This window comes from Verrucomicrobiia bacterium, from assembly GCA_019634625.1.
Classification (GTDB): domain Bacteria; phylum Verrucomicrobiota; class Verrucomicrobiia; order Limisphaerales; family CAIMTB01; genus CAIMTB01.
The window spans coordinates 1-17,848 of record JAHCBA010000007.1; the positions used below are offsets into that span (position 1 = coordinate 1).

Genomic DNA, 17,848 nt, shown 5'->3' on the forward strand with positions numbered 1-17,848 from the left:
CTTCTTGGCCAGTTCCAGGACCTGCTTGGGGGTGCTCATGGGGAGTTGAATCGGGCTGTGGGTCTGTGCGGACTGTAGAAAGGGTCGCCTCCGTCACGCGGCGATCGAGGTCCGGAACTCCCGAAACGCCCGGAAGGGCGAGACGATGCTGGAGGGTTCAGGGTGCCGCTCGCTGCGTGGGAGGCATCGTAGGAATCGTGACGTTCGTGTAAAGGCGGCGCGCAGAAAAAGTCCGGGCCGCCAATCCACGCTTGACACAGGTGGAGACGCGGACGCCGGGGGCGATTCTTATTGGCCCATGAGGCCGGCCAGGTAGGCGCGGATGAGATCCGGCAGATCGTCGCTGTAGCCGCCCTCGAGAATGCTGAAGGTGGGGAGACCGAGGCGCCGGATCCGGTCTCCGAGCCAGTGAAAATCCTCCGTCTCGAGCGTCTCGTGGGCGATGGGGTCACGGGCGTAGGCATCGAAGCCGGCCGAGACGGCGAGCAGGTCCGGGCGTGTGGCGACGAGACGTTCGAGGGAACGGCTCAGGACCTTCCGGTACTCCCCGCGGGGAAAACCCGGGGGGACTGGATCGTTGAAGCCATTGTCGGCGACATCGGCAGTGCCGGTTCCGGGATAACAGGGGTGTTGATGGACGGAGGCGAAGGCGAGGCCCTTCTGACCGGCGAGGATGGCCTCGGTGCCGTTGCCGTGGTGGACATCGAAGTCGAAGACGGCCACGCGGGCGGTGCCGGTGGCGCGGGCATCGAGGGCGGCGATGGCGATCGAGCTGAGGTAGCAGAAGCCCATGGCCCGGGAACGGGTGGCATGGTGACCGGGCGGGCGGAGCAGACTGAACGAGGCAACACCCTCGCGGGCGGCCCGAAGGCCACGCAGGGCTCCGCCGACGCCGCGCAGGGCGTGGTCGAGGATCCCCGGATGGGCCGGGGTATCGCCGTCGAAGGCGGATTTCGCTTCAGCCAGCAGCCGAAGGTGCTCGGCGGTGTGAGCGCGGAGGAGAGGTTCGCTGGTCACCGGATCCGGGGCGGCCCAGGAGAGTTTGAGCGAATCCTGGGAGCGCAGGGCGGCGAGGGTCCGGGAAATGCGCTCGGGCCGCTCGGGGTGGCCCCGGGAATGATACTCCGTGCAGCGTTCGTCGGTGATGACCAGCACGGCGGAATTGCAGCAGAAGGCCGGGGGCGCGCCAACTCCGGAGGGGACGGTCCAGGACGATCACGATCACGATTACGATCACGATTACGATTACGAGGACGATTACGATTACGATTACGATTACGATTACGATTACGATTACGATTACGATTACGATTACGATTACGATTACGATTACGATTACGATTACGATTACGAGGACGGGAACGAGGACGGGAACGAGGACGGGGTAGGCTGCAAAGGACTGGGATGGGCCCCGGGAAGGGGGTGAAGGAATTCGAGGACTCGCGGAGCTCGTCCCTCCGGAGGGGACGGTCAGGGGGTTCCGTAGTTGGGGGCCATGACACCGGCGCGGATGCGGAGCCAGGTACGGAGGATGAGGCGGGCCTTTTGCCAGCGGCTGAGGCGGGTCGGGGAGGCGCCGAAAACGTTGAAGCGGGCGGATTCCAGTTTGCGGAGCAGCCGCCAGTACACCGAACCCATCAATTCGGCGGCGACCATCGATCGGCGATCGGCGGCCGGGAGGGTTTCGCGGGCGAGGGAGTAAAAATGCCGGGCGCGGACGGCGACAGCTTCGGCGACACGGGCGTAACGGTCCGAATAGCGGCCTTCGAGGATTTCCGATTCGTCCACGCGGTGGCGCTGCAATTCCTCGGCGGGGAGGTAGATGCGTCCGCGACGGGCGTCGGTGGGGACATCGCGGAGGATGTTGGTGAGCTGGAGGGCGCGACCGAGGCTGATGGCATACTCGCGGCAGCGGGGGTCGGTGTACCCGAAGATCTCGATGCTGAGGAGCCCCACGACGGAGGCGACCCGATAGCAGTAGTCGTCGAGTTCCGCGTGAGTCGGATACCGGTGGCGGGTGAGGTCCATTTCACAGCCGCGGATCAGTTCATCGAACAGGGCGAAGGGCAGCGCATATTGACGGATGACGGGCTGGAGTTCGCGGTTGACGGGGAAACGGGGTTCGCCGCCCTGGCAGGCGGTTCGGACGTCCTCACGCCAGGCCTGGAGCGCCCGGGCGCGTTCGTCCACGGGGCGGGCATCCTCATCGGCCACGTCGTCCACCTCCCGGCAGAAGGCATAGAGGCCCGCCATGCCGCGGCGACGGGCCTTGGGGAGGAGGATGAAGGCGAGCGCCAGGTTCGAACCGCTCGCGCGGGTGATGGCGGCGCTGGTCTCCATGCTCAGATGGAAGGTCCTTCCGCCGGGGGCGGTGGGACGGTGGAACCCGGCGCAGAGTCGGCCGCGCGCTTGGGAGGCAGCCCGCCGGCTTCGGCGAGGGTGGGATTGCGCGGGCGATGATCGCGTCGTCGCTTGCGTCGGCTGCGCCGCTTCCGGGGCGATTCCTCCTCCGCGCCCTCGTCATCCCCGGAACGGGCATCGCCGCCGGAAGCGGCCTGGGAAGCGGCCTGGGAAGCGTGGGAATGACGGTGCCGGCGTCGTTGCCGGGATCGGATGCCGAGGGCGATTCCGATGCCGAGGACGATGACGAGGGCCAAAATGACCCCGAGGACGATGAGAACATCCCCCGCCACCAGGGCGCCCGTTTTTGTTGCGGCGTTACCTCCTATGCTGTCCATGACTCAATTCGTGCCACGTCCACCCGACGGGGCCGCCTCTTCGTCGGCGGCGCCATCGGACTGGAGACCAAGGCGCTGCATGCGATAGCGCAGCGCGTGCCGGCTGATGCCGAGGGCCTCGGCGGCGCGGCCGAGGGTCCGATGGCGGTCGAGGGCGCGGGTGACGAGGTGGCGTTCGAAGTCGGCGAGAGCCTCTTCGAGGGGTCGATCGACGGGGGGATCGACCGGGACAGCCGGGGTGGCGGGCACCAGGCGGTTTTCGACGGCGAAATCCGGAAGGCTGGCGGGCTGCACCTCGGTTTTGGATTCCAGGATCACGGCCCTCTCGATGGCGTTACGCAATTCGCGCACGTTACCGGGCCATCGATGGCGGAGCAACGCTTGTTGCGCCGAAGGGGACAGGGTGCGGACGGATTTATTGAGGGCCGCGCTGTAGAGGTCCACGAAATGGCCGGCGAGCTGGAGGACATCCTCGCCCCGTTCACGGAGGGGCGGAGGGCGGAACTGGACCACGTTGAGGCGGTGAAAGAGGTCTTCGCGGAAGGCGCCTTCCCGGATGAGGGCGACGATGTCGCGGTTGGTGGCGGCGAGCACGCGGACATCGACGCGAAGTTCCTCGTTGCCGCCGACCCGGGTGAACGAGCCGTCCTCGAGGAAGCGGAGGAGCTTGGCCTGGAGCGAGCGGCTCATGTCGCCGATTTCGTCGAGGAACACCGTGCCTCCGTCGGCCTCCTCGACGCGGCCGCGTTTCTGGCGGACGGCGCCGGTGAAGGCGCCGCGTTCATGCCCGAAGAGTTCGCTCTCGAGGAGGGATTCGGGGATGGCCGCGCAGTTGATGCGGACGTAGGGGGCCTGGGCGCGGTCGCTCAGGCGGTGGAGGCAGCCGGCGATGAGTTCCTTGCCGGTACCGCTTTCGCCGAGGATGAGCACGGTGGCGCGGGTGGGGGCCACGGTGCGGATGAGCTGGCGAAGCTCCTGCATGCCCGGGGACCGGCCGATCAACTGGTCGAGGGAGAACCCGTGCGGGTCCCGCTGCCGCAGGGCGGTGTTCTCCCGGACCAGCCGGTGACGTTCGGCGCAGCGGGCGACGAGGTTGAGAAGTTCCTCCGGGGCGAACGGTTTGGCCAGGTAATCGAAGGCGCCGGAGCGGATCGCCTCGACCGCGAGACGGGGGGTGGCGTAGGCGGTGATCACGACCACCGGCACCTCGGGCCAGCGGGATCGCGCCTCCCGGAGCAGATCGTACCCGCTCATGCCGCCGAGGCGGGCGTCGGTGATCATCAGGAGCAGCTCGCGTTCCGCCAGCTCGGCAAGGGCCCGTTCCGCCGAATCCACGCAGACCACGGCATACCCCTCCGGGCGCAACACCTCCTCCAACGACGCCCGCATATTGGGCTCGTCGTCCACGACCAGGATGGGAGGCAGCGAGGGCATCAGGCACCCCCGGCCAGCGGGGCGCGACCGGGGAAGCGTATCCGGAAGCGCGCGCCCATGCCAGCCTCGGACTCCACTTGTACGCGCCCGCCGAACATCTCGACGTTCTGCTTCACGATGGCGAGACCGAGTCCGGTGCCGCCGGACTTGGTGGTGAAGTAGGCCTCGAAGATCCGATCGCGCGCCTCCTCGGGAATGCCGGGGCCGTTGTCTTCGACCGTCACCTCGATGGCCAGCCCCTCGATGTACCGGGTGCCCACGCGGACGACGCCCTCGCCGCCGAGGACGTCGCGGGCGTTCTTGAGGAGGTTGTCGAGGATCTCGCCGAAGGCGCGGCGGCTGAAGAGAAGAACCGGGAGCGGCGGGCGGTAGTCACGCTCGACGCAGATGCCGAAGGTCGATCCCGGGGGGAAGACCCTGACCAGGGCGGCCTCGATCTCCGCTGCGACATCGAGACGCTCGACGTGGGCCTCGGCAAGTTGGGCAAAGCCGACGAGTTCGGTGATGATCCGGTCGGAACGTTCCACCTCCTCGCGGATGATCTGCAACTGGCGTGCCTCGGGGTCCCCGGTCCTGGAAAGGGATCGCTGGAGGGCGAAGGCGGCGTTGTTGATGATGCCCAGCGGGTTCTTGATCTGGTGCGCGATCTCGGCGGCCAGGCGGCCGGCGGTGCGCCACTGTTCCTGGCGCAACTCGAACTCGGCGGCCTCCGCCTGGCGCCGGCGTTCGCGGTCGAGCAGGACCCGGAGATTGAAGGCAATGAACCCCAGGAGGACCAGCAGGCAGGTCCGCAGCAGGAACGTCTCGGTCGCCCGCGTCGCCTCGTCCGACTCATCCATCTGCAGGATCCAGAGGTCGAGGACCCCCGCGGCCACGTAGGCGGCGGCAGTGCACAGATTCAGGGAAAGCTGAAGCGTCGCCACCGGCATGCTCAGCGCATGGCGGACCACCAGCAGCGGAAACACCCAGAACAGCACGCTGTCGAAGCCATCCGTCACCAGCGTCAGGGACGACAGGAAGGCGGCGTCGAGCAGCGCGGCGACGAAGACGATCCATTGCATCGCCTTGAGCGGCATCCGGTCAAAAGCCCAGATCGGCAGGGCGAGGAAGGCGTTGATCAGACCATAGACGACAAAGAACCCCTGGAGCGCCCCGACCGCCTCGAGCGCCACTTCACTGGTGTGGGACAAGGCCTCGATGTTGAGGGAGAAGTAAAGAAACCATCCCACCGCCAGGAGCACCCCGCCCTTCACCGGCAATCCGATGTCCCGCTCCACCAGCCGGATCCGGCCCGCCGCCCGCGTCAGGTCGGGTTCCGGCGTCGCCAGCAGCCGCCAGACCGGCCGCCATCGTTGCAGCAACGCCTTCATCCGGAGCACAAGCCTTGCATCCGCCATGGCCGGGGGCAATCGGCATGCCAGGAGCCGGGCCATCGGAGGGACGAGCTCCGCGAGTCCTCAACCCAATGCTCCACACCCTTTCCCCCCTCCCCGGGAACTCGTACTCAGCCCGAAGGGCGGTACTCGTACTCGTCCTCGGACCCGCAGGCACACCCTTTTCGAGCGTCGCCTTGTGGCGGGTGCGATGGGTTCGATCGTGTTCGGACCTCCCGTTCCGCATGCGAACCGGGCAGGACGATTACGATTACGATTACGAGTACGATTACGGGTACGATTACGAGTACGGGACGAGTACGAGGCCTGCTGCGAAAGACTGAGGTGCGCTGGCAGGGCGGGGACGTGGGGGCCGGAGCCTGGGTCGGACCCTGTTGGGTGTGCGCGCTTTAGCGCGCTTTAGCGTGTCGGGGCGGATTTGGGAGGCTCACGCTGAAGCGTGTACACCCAACGGACGCTCCGAGTTCATCACCCTCGCTTCACTCCGGACGGACGAGCTCCGCGAATCCGCATTCCATCGCTCCCCTCCCCTGCGGCCTCGTGGAACTCGGCCCTCCGATTTCACCACCCTGCTTCACCTTTCGGAGGGACGAGCTCCGCGAGTCCTCAACCCAATGCTCCACACCCTTTCCCCCCTCCCCGGGAATTCGTACTCAGCCCGAAGGGCGGTACTCGCACTCGTCCTCGGACCCGCAGGCACACCCTTTTCGAGCGTCGCCTTGTGGCGGGTGCGATGGGCTTGATCATTCTCGAAGCTCCAATTCAGCGTGGGAACTGGGTAGGGGAATCACGATTAAGATTAAGATTAAGATTAAGATTACGAGGCCTGCTGCGAAAGACTGAGGTGCGCTGGCAGGGCGGGGACGTGGGGGGGGGCAGAGGCTGGGTCGGACTCTGTTGGGTGTGCACGCTTTAGCGTGTCGGGGCGGATTTGGGAGGCTTACGCTGAAGCGTGTACACCCAACGGACGCTCCGATTTCACCACCCTCACTTCACTCCGCGAGTTCTCAATCCATGGCACCCCTTCCTCGCCCCTCACGCCAGAATCGCGGCCACCCGGGCCACGATTCGATCGACGTCGATCATGCGTCCCACGCCCTCGTATCCGCAGGAGAGAAGGCCTTCGGCCGGACCCAGGAACTCGACGCCACGCGCGGCCAGCGTGGCGACGTGTCCCTGGGTCGCCGGGTGCTGCCACATCTTGCCGTTCATGGCCGGCGCCACCAGGACCGGCACCGCGGGGTCGAGGGCCAGCGCAAGGCTGCTCAGGGCGTCATCGGCCAGGCCCAGCGCCAGCCGGGCCAGCGTGTGCGCCGTGGCCGGGGCGACCAGGAGCAGGTCCGCCTCGTCGGCCAGCGCGATGTGGCGCGGGCGCCAGCCTTCGTCCTCGTCGTAGAGGCCGGTCACGACCGGGTGACGCGACAGGGTTCGGAAGGGGACGGGCGTCACGAAGCGTTGCGCCTCGGCGGTCATGACGACATGGACGGCGTGGCCGTTGCGGGTGAGCTGGCTGGCCAGGTCCACGGCCTTGTGGGCGGCGATGGATCCGGTCACCCCAAGGACGATGTTGGCGGGGCGATTCACGGGCGGAGGGTTGTGAGGCTTCCATCGATGACCAGGCGCCGGGTCCGTCGGGCACGGAGCCGCTCCGCTGCGAGGATGTGCTCCATGGCGGCGAGATCCTCGTCCTTGCCGGCGCTGACGATGACGTAGTCAAAAGTCGGCCAGCGGTCCACTTCGTCGCGGGCCGCGGCGAGGCGACGTTCGATGACGCCGGGCGCGTCCTGATTGCGTCCGGTGAGGCGTCGTTGGAGTTCGTCCCAGGAAGGCGGCATGAGGAAGGCCGAGACGAGGGCGGGGCCGAGGACGGGATCGCCGCTGGCGGCGACGCGGCGGACGGCTTCGGCGCCCTGGACATCGACGGTCAGGAGGACATCGCGGCCGGCCTCGAGGCGGCGGACGACTTCCGAGCGGAGGGTGCCGTAGCGGTTGCCATAGACCTCGGCATGTTCGAGGAAGGCGTCTTCGGCGAGGCGCTGGTCGAAGGCGGGCCGGTCGAGGAAATAATAATCGACGCCATCGCGTTCTCCGGGGCGTGCGGGCCGGGTGGTGCAGGTGACGGCGCGATCGAGGTTGGGCTGGGTTTCGAGGAGGCGCTGGCCCACGGTGGTTTTTCCGGCGCCGGAGGGGGCGGAGAGGAGGAGGAGGAGCGGGGCGACAGTCCGTTCGGGCATGGGGTTATTCGATGTTCTGGGCCTGTTCGCGGATGCGTTCGAGTTCGGTCTTGAGGCGGACCACCTCGTGGGCGATGGGGGCGTCGTTGGCCTTGGCGCCGATGGTGTTGACCTCGCGATTCATTTCCTGGACGAGGAAATCGAGCAGGCGTCCGACCGGTTCGGCCTGGGAAAGGGCGGCGGCGAACTGCACGAAATGGCTTTCGAGGCGGGTGAGCTCCTCGGTGATGTCGGAGCGATCGGCGAACAGGGCGACCTCCTTGAGGAGGCGTTCCTGGTCTTCCGGGCCAAGGGGCAGGCCGGCTGCGGCGATCCGCTCGTGCAACTGGCTGCGGTAATGCTGGGCGACCTGCGGGGCCCGCTGGCGGATGGCTTGGACGGCGGTTTTGAGGATCGTCAGCCGCTGGGCCAGATCGCCGGCAAGGTGGGCGCCCTCCTGATCTCGCAGGCGGACGAACTGTTCCAGGGCGGCGGCCAGCGCGGCGGACACCGAGGGCCAGAACGCCTCGGCGTCTTCAGGCTCCTCGTCGGGTTCCATGACCCCGGGGGCGCGGAGGATGACTTCCAGGGAGGGGCGATCCTGGATTCCGAGTTCGCGGGCCAGATCCGAGAACTCGCGGGCGTAGGCGCCGGCCAGCGTCCGGTTGATCCGCACCCGATCGGCCCGACGGGCATCCCCCGCGTGAAGCGTCACCCGCACGCTGACGCGGCCGCGGGAGAGGTGCCGGTGGATTTCGTCGCGCATACGGGCTTCGAGCACGTCCAGATCCCTGGGCAGGTTGATGGCAATCTCCCCCTGCTTCCGGTTCACCGAGCTCAGCTCGACGGTCACCTGGCACCCATCGTGGGCGCTCTGTCCACAGCCGTATCCGGTCATCGACCTCATCTGCGGACCGGGAGATAGCGGGGAACCGGGGGGCGAGGCGATCCTTCTTTTGCCGGGGGCGTCGGGGGAATGGCGGCGGGGAGCGGAGATTCTTGCGCTCGCCCCCTCCATTCGTAGCCTCGGCGAATGATCTTCCCGCTGGTTGCCGCGCCACCCGTGGCGGTTCGAATCGCCCGCGCGACCGTGGCGTGTGTCTGCCTCGCCGGGCTGTTGCTGACCGGCTGCGGCCGTTCCCAACGGTCCATCGAGGATGAGTTCCAGCGCTTGTCGCGGCAGGGACAGGCGTTCTACGAATCCGGCGAACCGGACCGGGCGGTCGAGGTGTTCCGGCAGGCGGCCGCCCTGCAACCGGTCCATCCCGACGCCCGCCAGAACCTCGCCAACGCCCTGCTCCGCGCCAACGATCCGGCCGCCGCCGCCGCTGAAGCTCGGGAACTGATCCGCCTCAACCAGAGTCTGGGGGCAGCCCATTACCTGCTGGGCGCCGCCCTCCTGCGCCAGGGACTGGCGGAGGCGGCCCTGACCGAACTGCAGACGGCCAAGGATTACGACCACACCGTCAACGCCGTAAGCTACCTCCTGGGGCGCGCCTACCAGGAGCTGGGGCAGTTCGAGGAGGCGGCGGAGTTGTTTGAGGAGGTGATCCAATTCGAGGCGGACCACCCCTCGGCCCACTACAATCTCAGCCAGGTCCTGACCCGGCTGGACCGTGCCGACGAGGCCGCCCGGGCGCTCGATAGCCACCGCACCCTCCTTGCCCAGCGCGCCGGCGCCACCATCGACCAGTCCACGGTCGAGGCGTGCGAGTACACGCAGATCCGCGCCCCGTTCCGGCTCGACCAGCCCGACGGCCGGGGGGTGGCGGTCACCTTCGTCGATGTCACCGCGGAATTCCTCGGTGACGACGCCGCGCGGTTCGCCGCCCCGCTGGCCGTCCTCGACATCAACCACCGCGGCACCAACGACCTGTTCGTGCGCGACGGCGACGCGCAGTTCCGGCTGCTCCGGAATGTCGGGTCCCGTTTCGAACCCGAGGCCGGCGCGGTGACCGTCACGGCGGGGGCGCGGTACTCGCGGGTCCTGGTGGGCGATCTCAACCGGGACCGTTACGAGGACATTGTCATTCTGGGCGATGGCGGACTGCACGCGCTGCGGCTGGCCACCAACGGGACCATGACTGACGTCACCGCGTTCTCGAACCTGCGCGATCTGCCGGCGGTGGACGGACTGCTCACGGACCTGGACTTCACGGGCAACCTCGATCTGGTGCTGGTCACACCCGGTTCCCGATCCCTCCAGGTCTGGCGCAACCTCGGCAACATGTACTTCACCAACGCCACGGCAGCCTCCGGGTTTCCGACGGACGCCACGGATGTCACCGCGCTGATCGCCGACGACTGGAACGGCGACGAAATGAACGACTACTTCCTGGTCCGCGCCGGGGCGCCCCCGACGCTGGTGGCCCAGCAACGGGGCGGTCCGCTCGCCCCGGCGCCCCAACCACCGGAATGGCCTGCGGCCTCGGTCCTTGCCGTGGGCGACCTCAACAACGATCTCCGCAACGATCTGGTGATGGCCGAGGGCGACCGCCTCACCATCCTGTTCAACGGGTTCACCGACCCGTTGATCCTGCCGCTCGGCGGGGCGCGCGTCCGGTCGCTGCTGCTGGTGGATTACGACAACGACGGATGGCTCGACGTGATGGCGGCGACCGACGTCGGGCTGAAGGCCTGGCGCAACCTGGGCCAGGCCGGATTCCGCGAGACCACCTCGGCCCTGGGACTGGCGCGGGGGGTTGACCGGCCCGTTGCGGCCCTGGTGGCCGCCGATTTCGACAACGATGGCGACACCGACCTGGTCCTGGCCCTCGAAGGGGGTGGCCTGCGGGTGCTCCGGAACCAGGGCGGCAACGCCAACCGGCAGCTCAAACTGCGCCTCCTGGGAACCCGATCGAACCCGAGCGGGCTGGGCATCCGCATCGAACTCACCTCCGGGAACTGGCGCGCCCTGCGGACCGTTCACCAGTTGCCGATCGAAATCGGCGTCGGGCGCCATGAGAAGATCGACACCCTCAATGTCCGCTGGTTCGACACGCTCAGCACCGACGTGGATACGCCGGTGATCGCCGGCGAACAGCTCGCCCTTATCGAACTCATCCGGCCCACGGGTTCCTGTCCGTATCTGTACCGGTGGGACGGCACCCGGTTCGCCTTTGTCACCGACCTCCTGGGCGCCGCGCCGCTGGGGTTGCCGGTCGCCCCGGGACGCCTGATCGAGGCCAATCCCGAGGAACTGGTCCGGGTGGGCGACGATTCAAACTTCCGCCCCCTGGACGGATCGTACGTGCTGCAGATCACCGAGGAACTGCGCGAAGTCCTGTACCTCGATACCGCGCAGTTGTGGGTGGTCGATCATCCCGCGGACACCGAGGTCCATCCCCGCGACAAGCTCGTTCCCGGGCGCCCGTTCCCGCCGTCCGAACCGGTCCTGCTCCACCGCCCCGTACCGCTGCGGCAGGCCCACGACCTTGATGGGGTGGACGTGACGGAAGCGCTGGTGGTCGAGGATGGGCACATGGTTTCGCCCCGGCAATTGCGGCCCCCGCAGCAGCGCGGGTACGCCGAACCCCACGGTGTCGTGCTGGACTTCGGCCCGCTGGAGGTCGCCCGTCCGTTGACGCTGGTTCTCAACGGCTGGCTGCGGTTTGGCGGTGGCATGGCCAACATCGCCGCCTCCCGCGATCCGGAGATCCCCTTCCCCTTCCCCCGGCTCGAGGTGGAACACGGCACGGCCTGGGAACCCGTCGACGTCGTGGTGGGCGCCCCGTGCGGCAAGACCAAGACCATCCTTGTCGAACTCGATGGACTTCTGCCGCCCGGCGCCCGCCGGCTGCGCCTGACCACCGCCTTCGAGATCCACTGGGATCGCATCGCCCTCCTCGAAAGGGTCCGCTCGGAGGAACCCGGCATGCCTTGGACCCTCACCCGCCTGGCGCCCGATCGCACCGATCTGCATTGGCGGGGGTATTCCGAATTCGAGGATCGCCCGTGGACCCAACCGCTCACCCCGGACTACGCCCGGGTTCGGTCCTGGCCGGACTGGCGGATCACGCCCAGCGGCTGGTGCACCCGCTACGGAGCGGTGGACGAACTGCTGGCCGGGCGCGATGGAGGGCTGGTGATCCTCAACGGCGGGGATGAACTCACCCTTTCATTCGCCGCCGACCGCCTGCCGGCCCCATCCCCGGGAAGCCGGCGAACCTACTTTCTCTGGACGGTCGGCTGGGACAAGGACGCGGACTTCCATGTGGTGGCCGGCGATCGCATCGAGCCGTTGCCGTGGGAAGGCATGGACGACCAGCAGTACGGCCAGGAAACGCGCCCCCCCCACCCCGGCGACGTCCTCAATGCGCGCTACAACACCCGGTGGGTCGGCCCCATGGCCCGCACCCGGCTGGCCGCACCCTCGCGGCCCTGACCCGGGGCGACGGCACTCGCATGGATCTCCGGCGGGGGACTCGCGGATCCCGCCCCTCCGACAGCAGCAGAGGGCTGAAATCGGAGGGGCCGGATCGATCGCCGCTGAGCCAGGGTCAGGACGCGCGGGAACGACGGATGAGCCCCACGCCCATCAACCCGGCCGCCAGCAGGGCAAGAACCGATCCGCCGTCGGGAACGCCGGTCGGGGGCGGCGGAATCACCGGTCGCAGTTCGGCATCGATGGTGAACGCGATGTCCGTAAAGTCCTCGTCCGACAACCCGGTGCGGGTGAGATCTTCGAAGGTGAACAGAGTGACCCCGTTCGCGACGAAGGAGAGCATCTGGTCGAGTTCCCCCGGATTGGCGTCGGACACGGAGAACAGGGGTGCGCGCAGGCTGCTGATGACGGTTTGCGAGGGGTAAAACAGGCTTGGGTTGGCGAGAAACGCCCCCACGGAGTTGTCGGGCACAATGAAGAAGCCCAACTCGGTGCCACCCGGCACCACCACCGTCCGCGTGGCACCCGGGTTGTCCACGGCGTCATTGAAGATCGACACCCCGGCTCCGATGGCCTGCTCCGCGTAGAGTTGCTTCTGGCTGACCGGATCCGCCACCACCGACCCGATGGGATACATCCCGAAGTCGAACAGAAACGCCCCGGTGTCGCGCATGAATGTGAAGGTCAACGTCGTGTCCGTCCCCGCCGCACCCGGAACGATGAACGAATTGGCCGTGGTCTCGGAGGCCGCATTGCCCGCGCCGATCCCGACCTGATTCAGGAGGTTGGGGACGTCGGAGCCGACGCCATCGCCGAAGTGGGTGACGGTGTTGGCAAGTGCGGGCACAAGACCCAGGCCGAGGAAGACTGCGACAGACTTTACGAGGGTTTTCATAGGCCATTTGGGCAGGGTTTGGGTTGATGGACCACAGGGGAGTTTCATGGGGAAAAATCACTAGACATATACCCTACCCGTCAATCCCCCGTTTGGGTGAACCAGCCGATGCGATGGAGGAGGTCCACAGCGGCGTGGCGGCTGTTCACGCGAAGCTTGCGATAAAGGGCCTTGAGCTGGCTGCGGAGGGTCTCTGGACGCTTTCCAAGCCGTTGGGCGAGTTCGGACAGGGTGACATCCTCGCCCAGGCGGCGGGCCAGTTGGTCCTCCGCCGGAGAGAGCGCCACGGCTTGGCGACGTCGGTTCGCGGTGAGGAGCAGCGGCGCGAAAGGAGGATGGGGCATGCGGCAGGTTAGCCAGCCCCGTCCGCCCCCTGCCGTCGCAAAAATGTCGTAAAATGAGCGTAGGAACCGGCTGACGCCGGGACACCGAACGGGGCGTCAACAACTTTACAACTTGTCAGACTTTTTGCTGTTGACTGGGACTTGGGCAGCGGCGGTTCGGTTTCCACGCTTTAGCGTGTCGGGACTTGGGAGACTGGAACGTGTCGAGTTAATAGGTCTGACATATTCTTGTTGACCACTGGAGTTAGTAGGTCTGACACATTAATGTTGACCATTCTTATAATAATGAGCCAGGCGTCTTGCTGTTGACGACGGCTTCACGATGGGTTCCCGAACGCGTCGGTCCGTGGTGCAGCCTCGTGGTGCAGCCTCGGGGTGCGGCCTCCGGGGTGCTCCAAAGGTCGCCGGGATCGCCGGGGTCCACGGGTCCGCACGGCGAACGCCAGGTGGCTGCCCCGGCCGACGTCATGTCCTGCCATTGGGGTCAGAAATGCCGGGGCCGGGAGAATCGTGCGGTTCGGAATTGCCACATTGAATCGGGGCCCGGCATGCTCGCCACGTTCCCCGAGGATTCGCGAAACGGCCGCCTGCCGGGCGGGCGGCTGGCGCATGGTGTCCCGCCCTGCCCGGTTTGGGCGAAGGGTGCGGGCGAGGGCACGCGACGGACCGCGGGGGTTCCATTCAACAACCGAACGAACCTACGAAACGATTCCCACGATGAGAAGCGATCCACTGAAGATAAGGAGCGGCCGGTTCTGGGCGGCGGGACTGATGGCCGCGGCGGCCCTGACGGCCTCGAACGCATCCGGCGCCACGCTGGCGGACGGTCTTGTCTCCTACTGGCCCCTGGATGACGTGGTGGGGACCAAGACGCCGGACCTGGTCAGCGGGTACGACATGGAGCTGCAGAACCTGACTGCGGCGGACCTGGTGGAAGGACGGGTGGGCCGGGCCTTCCAGTTCGACAACGCGCGCCAGACACTCCTGCGGCGGGTGAACAGCCCCGGGGAACAGCTGCCGATCAACCAGCATCCGGCTTTCACCATCGCCTTCTGGGCCAAGGTGAACGGAACGGGATTGAACGATCTCCGCCTGTTTTCCGAGGGCAGCACGACGGACAACAATCCGCTGTTCAATCTGGGCACGCACAGCGGCGGAGCCAACGGGCAGCTCGATCTGTTCTTCCGGCAGACAGGGTTCACCACGGTCGATCACATCCGCAGCGAAGGAGAACCCCTGGACGGCGAGTGGCACCACATCGTTTTCGTGCAGGAGGAGGATGGGGCGCGCGCCCTGTATTTCGACGGGATACGGGATCCCCTGGAGATTCTGGCGAAGGAACCGGGCGAGTGGCTGGTCAACACCACCACCATCGGCGGCATCCTGCGGGCCAATCCCACCCACTGGCTGACGGGGGTGATGGACGACGTGGTGCTGTGGAGCCGGGCCCTGACGCCGGCCGAAATTCAGCAGGTGGCCACCGAAGGCCTGGTCAGCGTCTTCCCTCCCTTGACCCGCGGGCTGGTGGCCTACTGGCCGTTGGATGAGGTCATTGGCAGCAAGACCCCGGACCTTGCCAGCGGCTATGACATGGAATTGCAGAACCTGAGCGCGGCGGACCTGATCGACGGCAGGATCGGCAAGGCCTTCCAGTTCGACAACGCGCGCCAGACGCTCCTGCGTCGGGTGAACAGCCCGGGCGAACTCCTTCCGATCAATCAGCATCCGGCACTGACCATCTCGTTCTGGGCCAAGGTGGACGGAATGGGGTTGAACGATCTCCGCCTGTTTTCCGAAGGCAGCACCACGGACAACAATCCGCTGTTCAACCTGGGCACCCACAGCGGCGGAGCCAACGGGCAACTCGATCTGTTCTTCCGGCAAACAGGGTTCACCACGGTCGATCATCTTCGCAGCGAGGGGGAACCACTGGATGGCGAGTGGCGCCACATCGTGTTCGTGCAGGAGGAGGACGGGGCGCGGGCGCTCTATTTCGACGGGGTGCGCGATCCGTTGGAAATCCCGGCCAAGGAACCGGGCGCGTGGCTGCTCAACACCACCACCATCGGCGGCATCCTGCGGGCCAATCCCACCCACTGGCTGACCGGCGCAATGGACGACGTGGCCCTGTGGAGCCGCGCGTTGAGCGAGGCGGAGGTGCAGACGGTGTACACCTCGGGCACCCCGGTGCCGTTCTCGAAGCCGCAACCGCTCGCCATCCGCAGCTTTGCCGCCGATCTGCCGGCGGTCGCCGTCGGCGACCCGGTGACCCTGCGCTGGGACGTCACCAGCAACGTCGATGTCGAGATCGATCAGGGCGTGGGCAATGTGACGGCGATGACCATTGCCGGTCTCGGCTCCACGACCGTCACCCTGGACGTCAGCCGCACCTTCACCCTGACACTGCGCCGCGGGACGGAAACCCTGTCGCAGTCGCTCCAGGTGGCGGCCATCGCCAATGTCGCGTCCGGCTGGACCCTGATCGAAAACTTCGACCGGTACCCGGTCGGGCTCTTGAACGGCAACGGCGGGTGGTTCGACTTGGTTGCCAACGGCCTCTCGGTCGTCGAGCGCAACGGCAATCATCTCCTCTCCCCCGACCGCGCCGAGGTCGCGGCGGTGCTGCCGCTGCGGGATCTGACCATTTCTGAGGGGCAGCAGCGGACGTTGTTCTTCCGCGTGTTCACCACCGAGCAGGTGGGCGAGGCGATTCGCACCCTGGTGGGCGTGACCGACCGGCGCCTCCGCTTCGGGGGCGACGTGAACAACAACATCGGACCGGCGGCGATCATCAGCGACGAGTGGGGGATTGGCCCGATGGTGGGGGCGGTGTTCGGGTTCCAGTCGCCGGTGGACTTCTACGATCCGGTGCTCGACGAACTCACCCCCTACAACGTGTGGATCGACATCGTGAACGGGCCCTTCCCCGCCGATCAGTCCAGCACGGGCGACACCTTCACCATCCATGTGCAGCGGGATGGCGGGCCGGCGCGCACGACGATCCTCGAGAACTACGTCTCCGACCGGGATCCGATCGGCCAGGCCGACATCGGCTTCACCGGGCGGCATCTGGACAGCCTGGTGATCGGGGGCCGGGCGGCGCACAGCACCACGCGCACGGTGCTCTTCGACGACGTGTACCTGAGCAAGTCCGGCTTCAATGCCACGGTGCCGCGGGCGTTCGGGTACTCCGAGCCGGTCATGCCTTCGACCCCGGCCGGGTTGACCGTGCAGCGCGTCGGTGCGGAGATCGACATCGCCTGGACCGGCGGCACGCTCGAATCCGCGCCCGCCATCAACGGTCCCTGGACCCCGGTGGCCGGAGCGGCCACCTCGCCCTACCGCACCACCGCGGAAGGAGCTCAGCGGTACTATCGCAGCCGGCAGTAACGGAGATCAGGCCACTCGACCCTCACGGGCGGAATCGCGCTGGACGGCGCGGTTCCGCCATTTTCGTGGGCTGGGGCGCATGGCGGGTGGCGAATCGCAGATTGATTGTCAGACACCTTGCTGTTGACACACGGGCGGACAAGGCTGTCCGCGCTCTGAAACCAGGTGTTGACCCACAAAACAAAAGCAAAAGCAATAGGCCTGACTCTTTGTTTATTGACTCCGGTGCCGATGCGCAGGGTATGTTCATGAAGACCGGAACTTCACTCCCGCCAGACGGTTTGACTGCGACTCGGACGTGTCCTTTGTGCGAAACGCCGGGGGCCGTCCGGATCCACGCGGACGGCGGGCGCCGGTATTATCGCTGCGGCACCTGCCGGCTGGTCTTTGTGGGGGAAGAATCCCTGCCCACGCCCGAGGAGGCACGTGGCCAGTACGATCTGCACACGAACCATCCCGACGATCCCGGGTACCGGCGTTTCCTCAGCCGGTTGTTTGAGCCTCTGAACGCGGCGTTGTCACCGGGAAGCCGGGGACTGGACTTCGGGTGCGGACCGGGACCTGCGCTGGGGCGGATGTTCGAGGAGGCGGGTCACCGGGTGCGGGAGTACGACCCGATCTATGCGCCGGACGAGACGGTGTTCGAGGAGCAGTACGACTTCATCACGGCGAGCGAGGTGTTGGAACATCTGCATCGGCCGCGGGAGGAACTCGACCAGTTATGGGATCGCCTGCGACCGGGCGGATGGCTTGGGGTGATGACCAAGCGGGTGCGCGACGATGCCGCATTTCGGACGTGGCACTACCGGCTGGATCCGACCCACGTGGTGTTCTTCGGGATCGAGACCTTCGGCTGGCTGGCGGCGCGGTGGGGCGCCGAATGGACGGCGCCGGCTGCCGATGTGGTGTTGATGCGGAGGCGTGATTGCTGATCGCCGGGTTCCACGAGGCCGGCAAGTGGGCGGTGCGCTCCCCTGCGGACTCGCGAAGCTCGTCCCTCCGAAGGGTGAAGCGAGGCTGTGAAATCGGAGGGCCGAGTTCCACGAGGCCGGCAGG

Annotated in this window: 14 protein-coding genes; 4 read left to right on the forward strand and 10 right to left on the reverse strand. The window is 67.0% G+C overall.

The annotated features are described in order from the left end of the window. Window positions 1-288: 288 nt before the first annotated feature. On the reverse strand, window positions 289-1,155 hold the full coding sequence (locus tag KF833_05815) for a histone deacetylase (protein ID MBX3744808.1): 867 nt from the start codon (window positions 1,153-1,155) through the stop codon (window positions 289-291). Here KF833_05815 and KF833_05820 point away from each other — a divergent pair. After that, window positions 1,145-1,426 carry a hypothetical protein gene (locus KF833_05820; GenBank protein ID MBX3744809.1) on the forward strand — a complete coding sequence of 94 codons (282 nt, stop codon included), beginning with the start codon at window positions 1,145-1,147 and terminating at the stop codon, window positions 1,424-1,426. The two genes, KF833_05815 and KF833_05820, sit on opposite strands and share 11 nt — an antisense overlap. Window positions 1,427-1,470: 44 nt before the next feature. Here KF833_05820 and hpnD read toward each other — a convergent pair whose 3' ends face one another. The 7 genes from hpnD to KF833_05855 all read right to left on the reverse strand — a co-directional run bounded on the left by hpnD (window position 1,471) and on the right by KF833_05855 (window position 8,686). Then, entirely contained in the window at window positions 1,471-2,340 is an 870-nt protein-coding gene (hpnD, locus tag KF833_05825; protein MBX3744810.1) for a presqualene diphosphate synthase HpnD, read from the reverse strand. 2 nt (window positions 2,341-2,342) lie between these two features. Next, on the reverse strand, window positions 2,343-2,738 hold the full coding sequence (locus tag KF833_05830; protein ID MBX3744811.1) for a hypothetical protein: 396 nt from the start codon (window positions 2,736-2,738) through the stop codon (window positions 2,343-2,345). 3 nt (window positions 2,739-2,741) lie between these two features. Further along, complete coding sequence (locus KF833_05835; protein ID MBX3744812.1) at window positions 2,742-4,175, reverse strand: sigma-54-dependent Fis family transcriptional regulator; 1,434 nt, start codon at window positions 4,173-4,175, stop codon at window positions 2,742-2,744. Next, window positions 4,172-5,569 (reverse strand): hypothetical protein, encoded by a 1,398-nt coding sequence (locus tag KF833_05840; GenBank protein ID MBX3744813.1) that lies wholly within the window; start codon window positions 5,567-5,569, stop codon window positions 4,172-4,174. Before KF833_05840 ends, KF833_05835 begins: the two co-directional genes overlap by 4 nt. A 1,032-nt stretch (window positions 5,570-6,601) precedes the next feature. Then, window positions 6,602-7,150 carry a phosphopantothenoylcysteine decarboxylase gene (locus tag KF833_05845; protein ID MBX3744814.1) on the reverse strand — a complete coding sequence of 183 codons (549 nt, stop codon included), beginning with the start codon at window positions 7,148-7,150 and terminating at the stop codon, window positions 6,602-6,604. Then, window positions 7,147-7,800, reverse strand: coding sequence for a guanylate kinase (gene gmk / locus KF833_05850; GenBank protein MBX3744815.1), 654 nt, complete (start codon window positions 7,798-7,800; stop codon window positions 7,147-7,149). Before gmk ends, KF833_05845 begins: the two co-directional genes overlap by 4 nt. Before the next feature lie 4 nt (window positions 7,801-7,804). Beyond that, on the reverse strand, window positions 7,805-8,686 hold the full coding sequence (locus tag KF833_05855; GenBank protein ID MBX3744816.1) for a YicC family protein: 882 nt from the start codon (window positions 8,684-8,686) through the stop codon (window positions 7,805-7,807). Between the two features lie 126 nt (window positions 8,687-8,812). Here KF833_05855 and KF833_05860 point away from each other — a divergent pair, with 126 nt between their 5' ends. Next, window positions 8,813-12,163, forward strand: coding sequence for a VCBS repeat-containing protein (locus KF833_05860; protein ID MBX3744817.1), 3,351 nt, complete (start codon window positions 8,813-8,815; stop codon window positions 12,161-12,163). Window positions 12,164-12,278: 115 nt separating this feature from the next. Here the strand turns inward: KF833_05860 and KF833_05865 are convergent, their stop codons facing one another. Beyond that, window positions 12,279-13,058, reverse strand: coding sequence for a DUF4114 domain-containing protein (locus KF833_05865; protein MBX3744818.1), 780 nt, complete (start codon window positions 13,056-13,058; stop codon window positions 12,279-12,281). An 80-nt stretch (window positions 13,059-13,138) separates the two neighbouring features. After that, window positions 13,139-13,402, reverse strand: coding sequence for a helix-turn-helix transcriptional regulator (locus tag KF833_05870; protein ID MBX3744819.1), 264 nt, complete (start codon window positions 13,400-13,402; stop codon window positions 13,139-13,141). Between the two features lie 717 nt (window positions 13,403-14,119). Between KF833_05870 and KF833_05875 the strand changes: the two genes are divergently transcribed. Continuing rightward, window positions 14,120-16,792: a LamG domain-containing protein gene (locus KF833_05875; GenBank protein ID MBX3744820.1), complete on the forward strand. Its 2,673-nt coding sequence runs from the start codon at window positions 14,120-14,122 to the stop codon at window positions 16,790-16,792. Between the two features lie 248 nt (window positions 16,793-17,040). Then, entirely contained in the window at window positions 17,041-17,724 is a 684-nt protein-coding gene (locus KF833_05880) for a class I SAM-dependent methyltransferase (GenBank protein ID MBX3744821.1), read from the forward strand. Window positions 17,725-17,848 lie beyond the last annotated feature (124 nt).

Coding starts and splice junctions, on each gene's coding strand:
- KF833_05820 (MBX3744809.1), top strand. CDS start 1,145: ATGACCAGCACGGCGGAATTGCAGCAGAAGGCCGGGGGCGCGCCAACT.
- hpnD (MBX3744810.1), bottom strand. CDS start 2,340: ATGGAGACCAGCGCCGCCATCACCCGCGCGAGCGGTTCGAACCTGGCG.
- KF833_05830 (MBX3744811.1), bottom strand. CDS start 2,738: ATGGACAGCATAGGAGGTAACGCCGCAACAAAAACGGGCGCCCTGGTG.
- KF833_05840 (MBX3744813.1), bottom strand. CDS start 5,569: ATGGCGGATGCAAGGCTTGTGCTCCGGATGAAGGCGTTGCTGCAACGA.
- gmk (MBX3744815.1), bottom strand. CDS start 7,800: ATGCCCGAACGGACTGTCGCCCCGCTCCTCCTCCTCCTCTCCGCCCCC.
- KF833_05855 (MBX3744816.1), bottom strand. CDS start 8,686: ATGAGGTCGATGACCGGATACGGCTGTGGACAGAGCGCCCACGATGGG.
- KF833_05860 (MBX3744817.1), top strand. CDS start 8,813: ATGATCTTCCCGCTGGTTGCCGCGCCACCCGTGGCGGTTCGAATCGCC.
- KF833_05865 (MBX3744818.1), bottom strand. CDS start 13,058: ATGAAAACCCTCGTAAAGTCTGTCGCAGTCTTCCTCGGCCTGGGTCTT.
- KF833_05870 (MBX3744819.1), bottom strand. CDS start 13,402: ATGCCCCATCCTCCTTTCGCGCCGCTGCTCCTCACCGCGAACCGACGT.
- KF833_05875 (MBX3744820.1), top strand. CDS start 14,120: ATGAGAAGCGATCCACTGAAGATAAGGAGCGGCCGGTTCTGGGCGGCG.
- KF833_05880 (MBX3744821.1), top strand. CDS start 17,041: ATGAAGACCGGAACTTCACTCCCGCCAGACGGTTTGACTGCGACTCGG.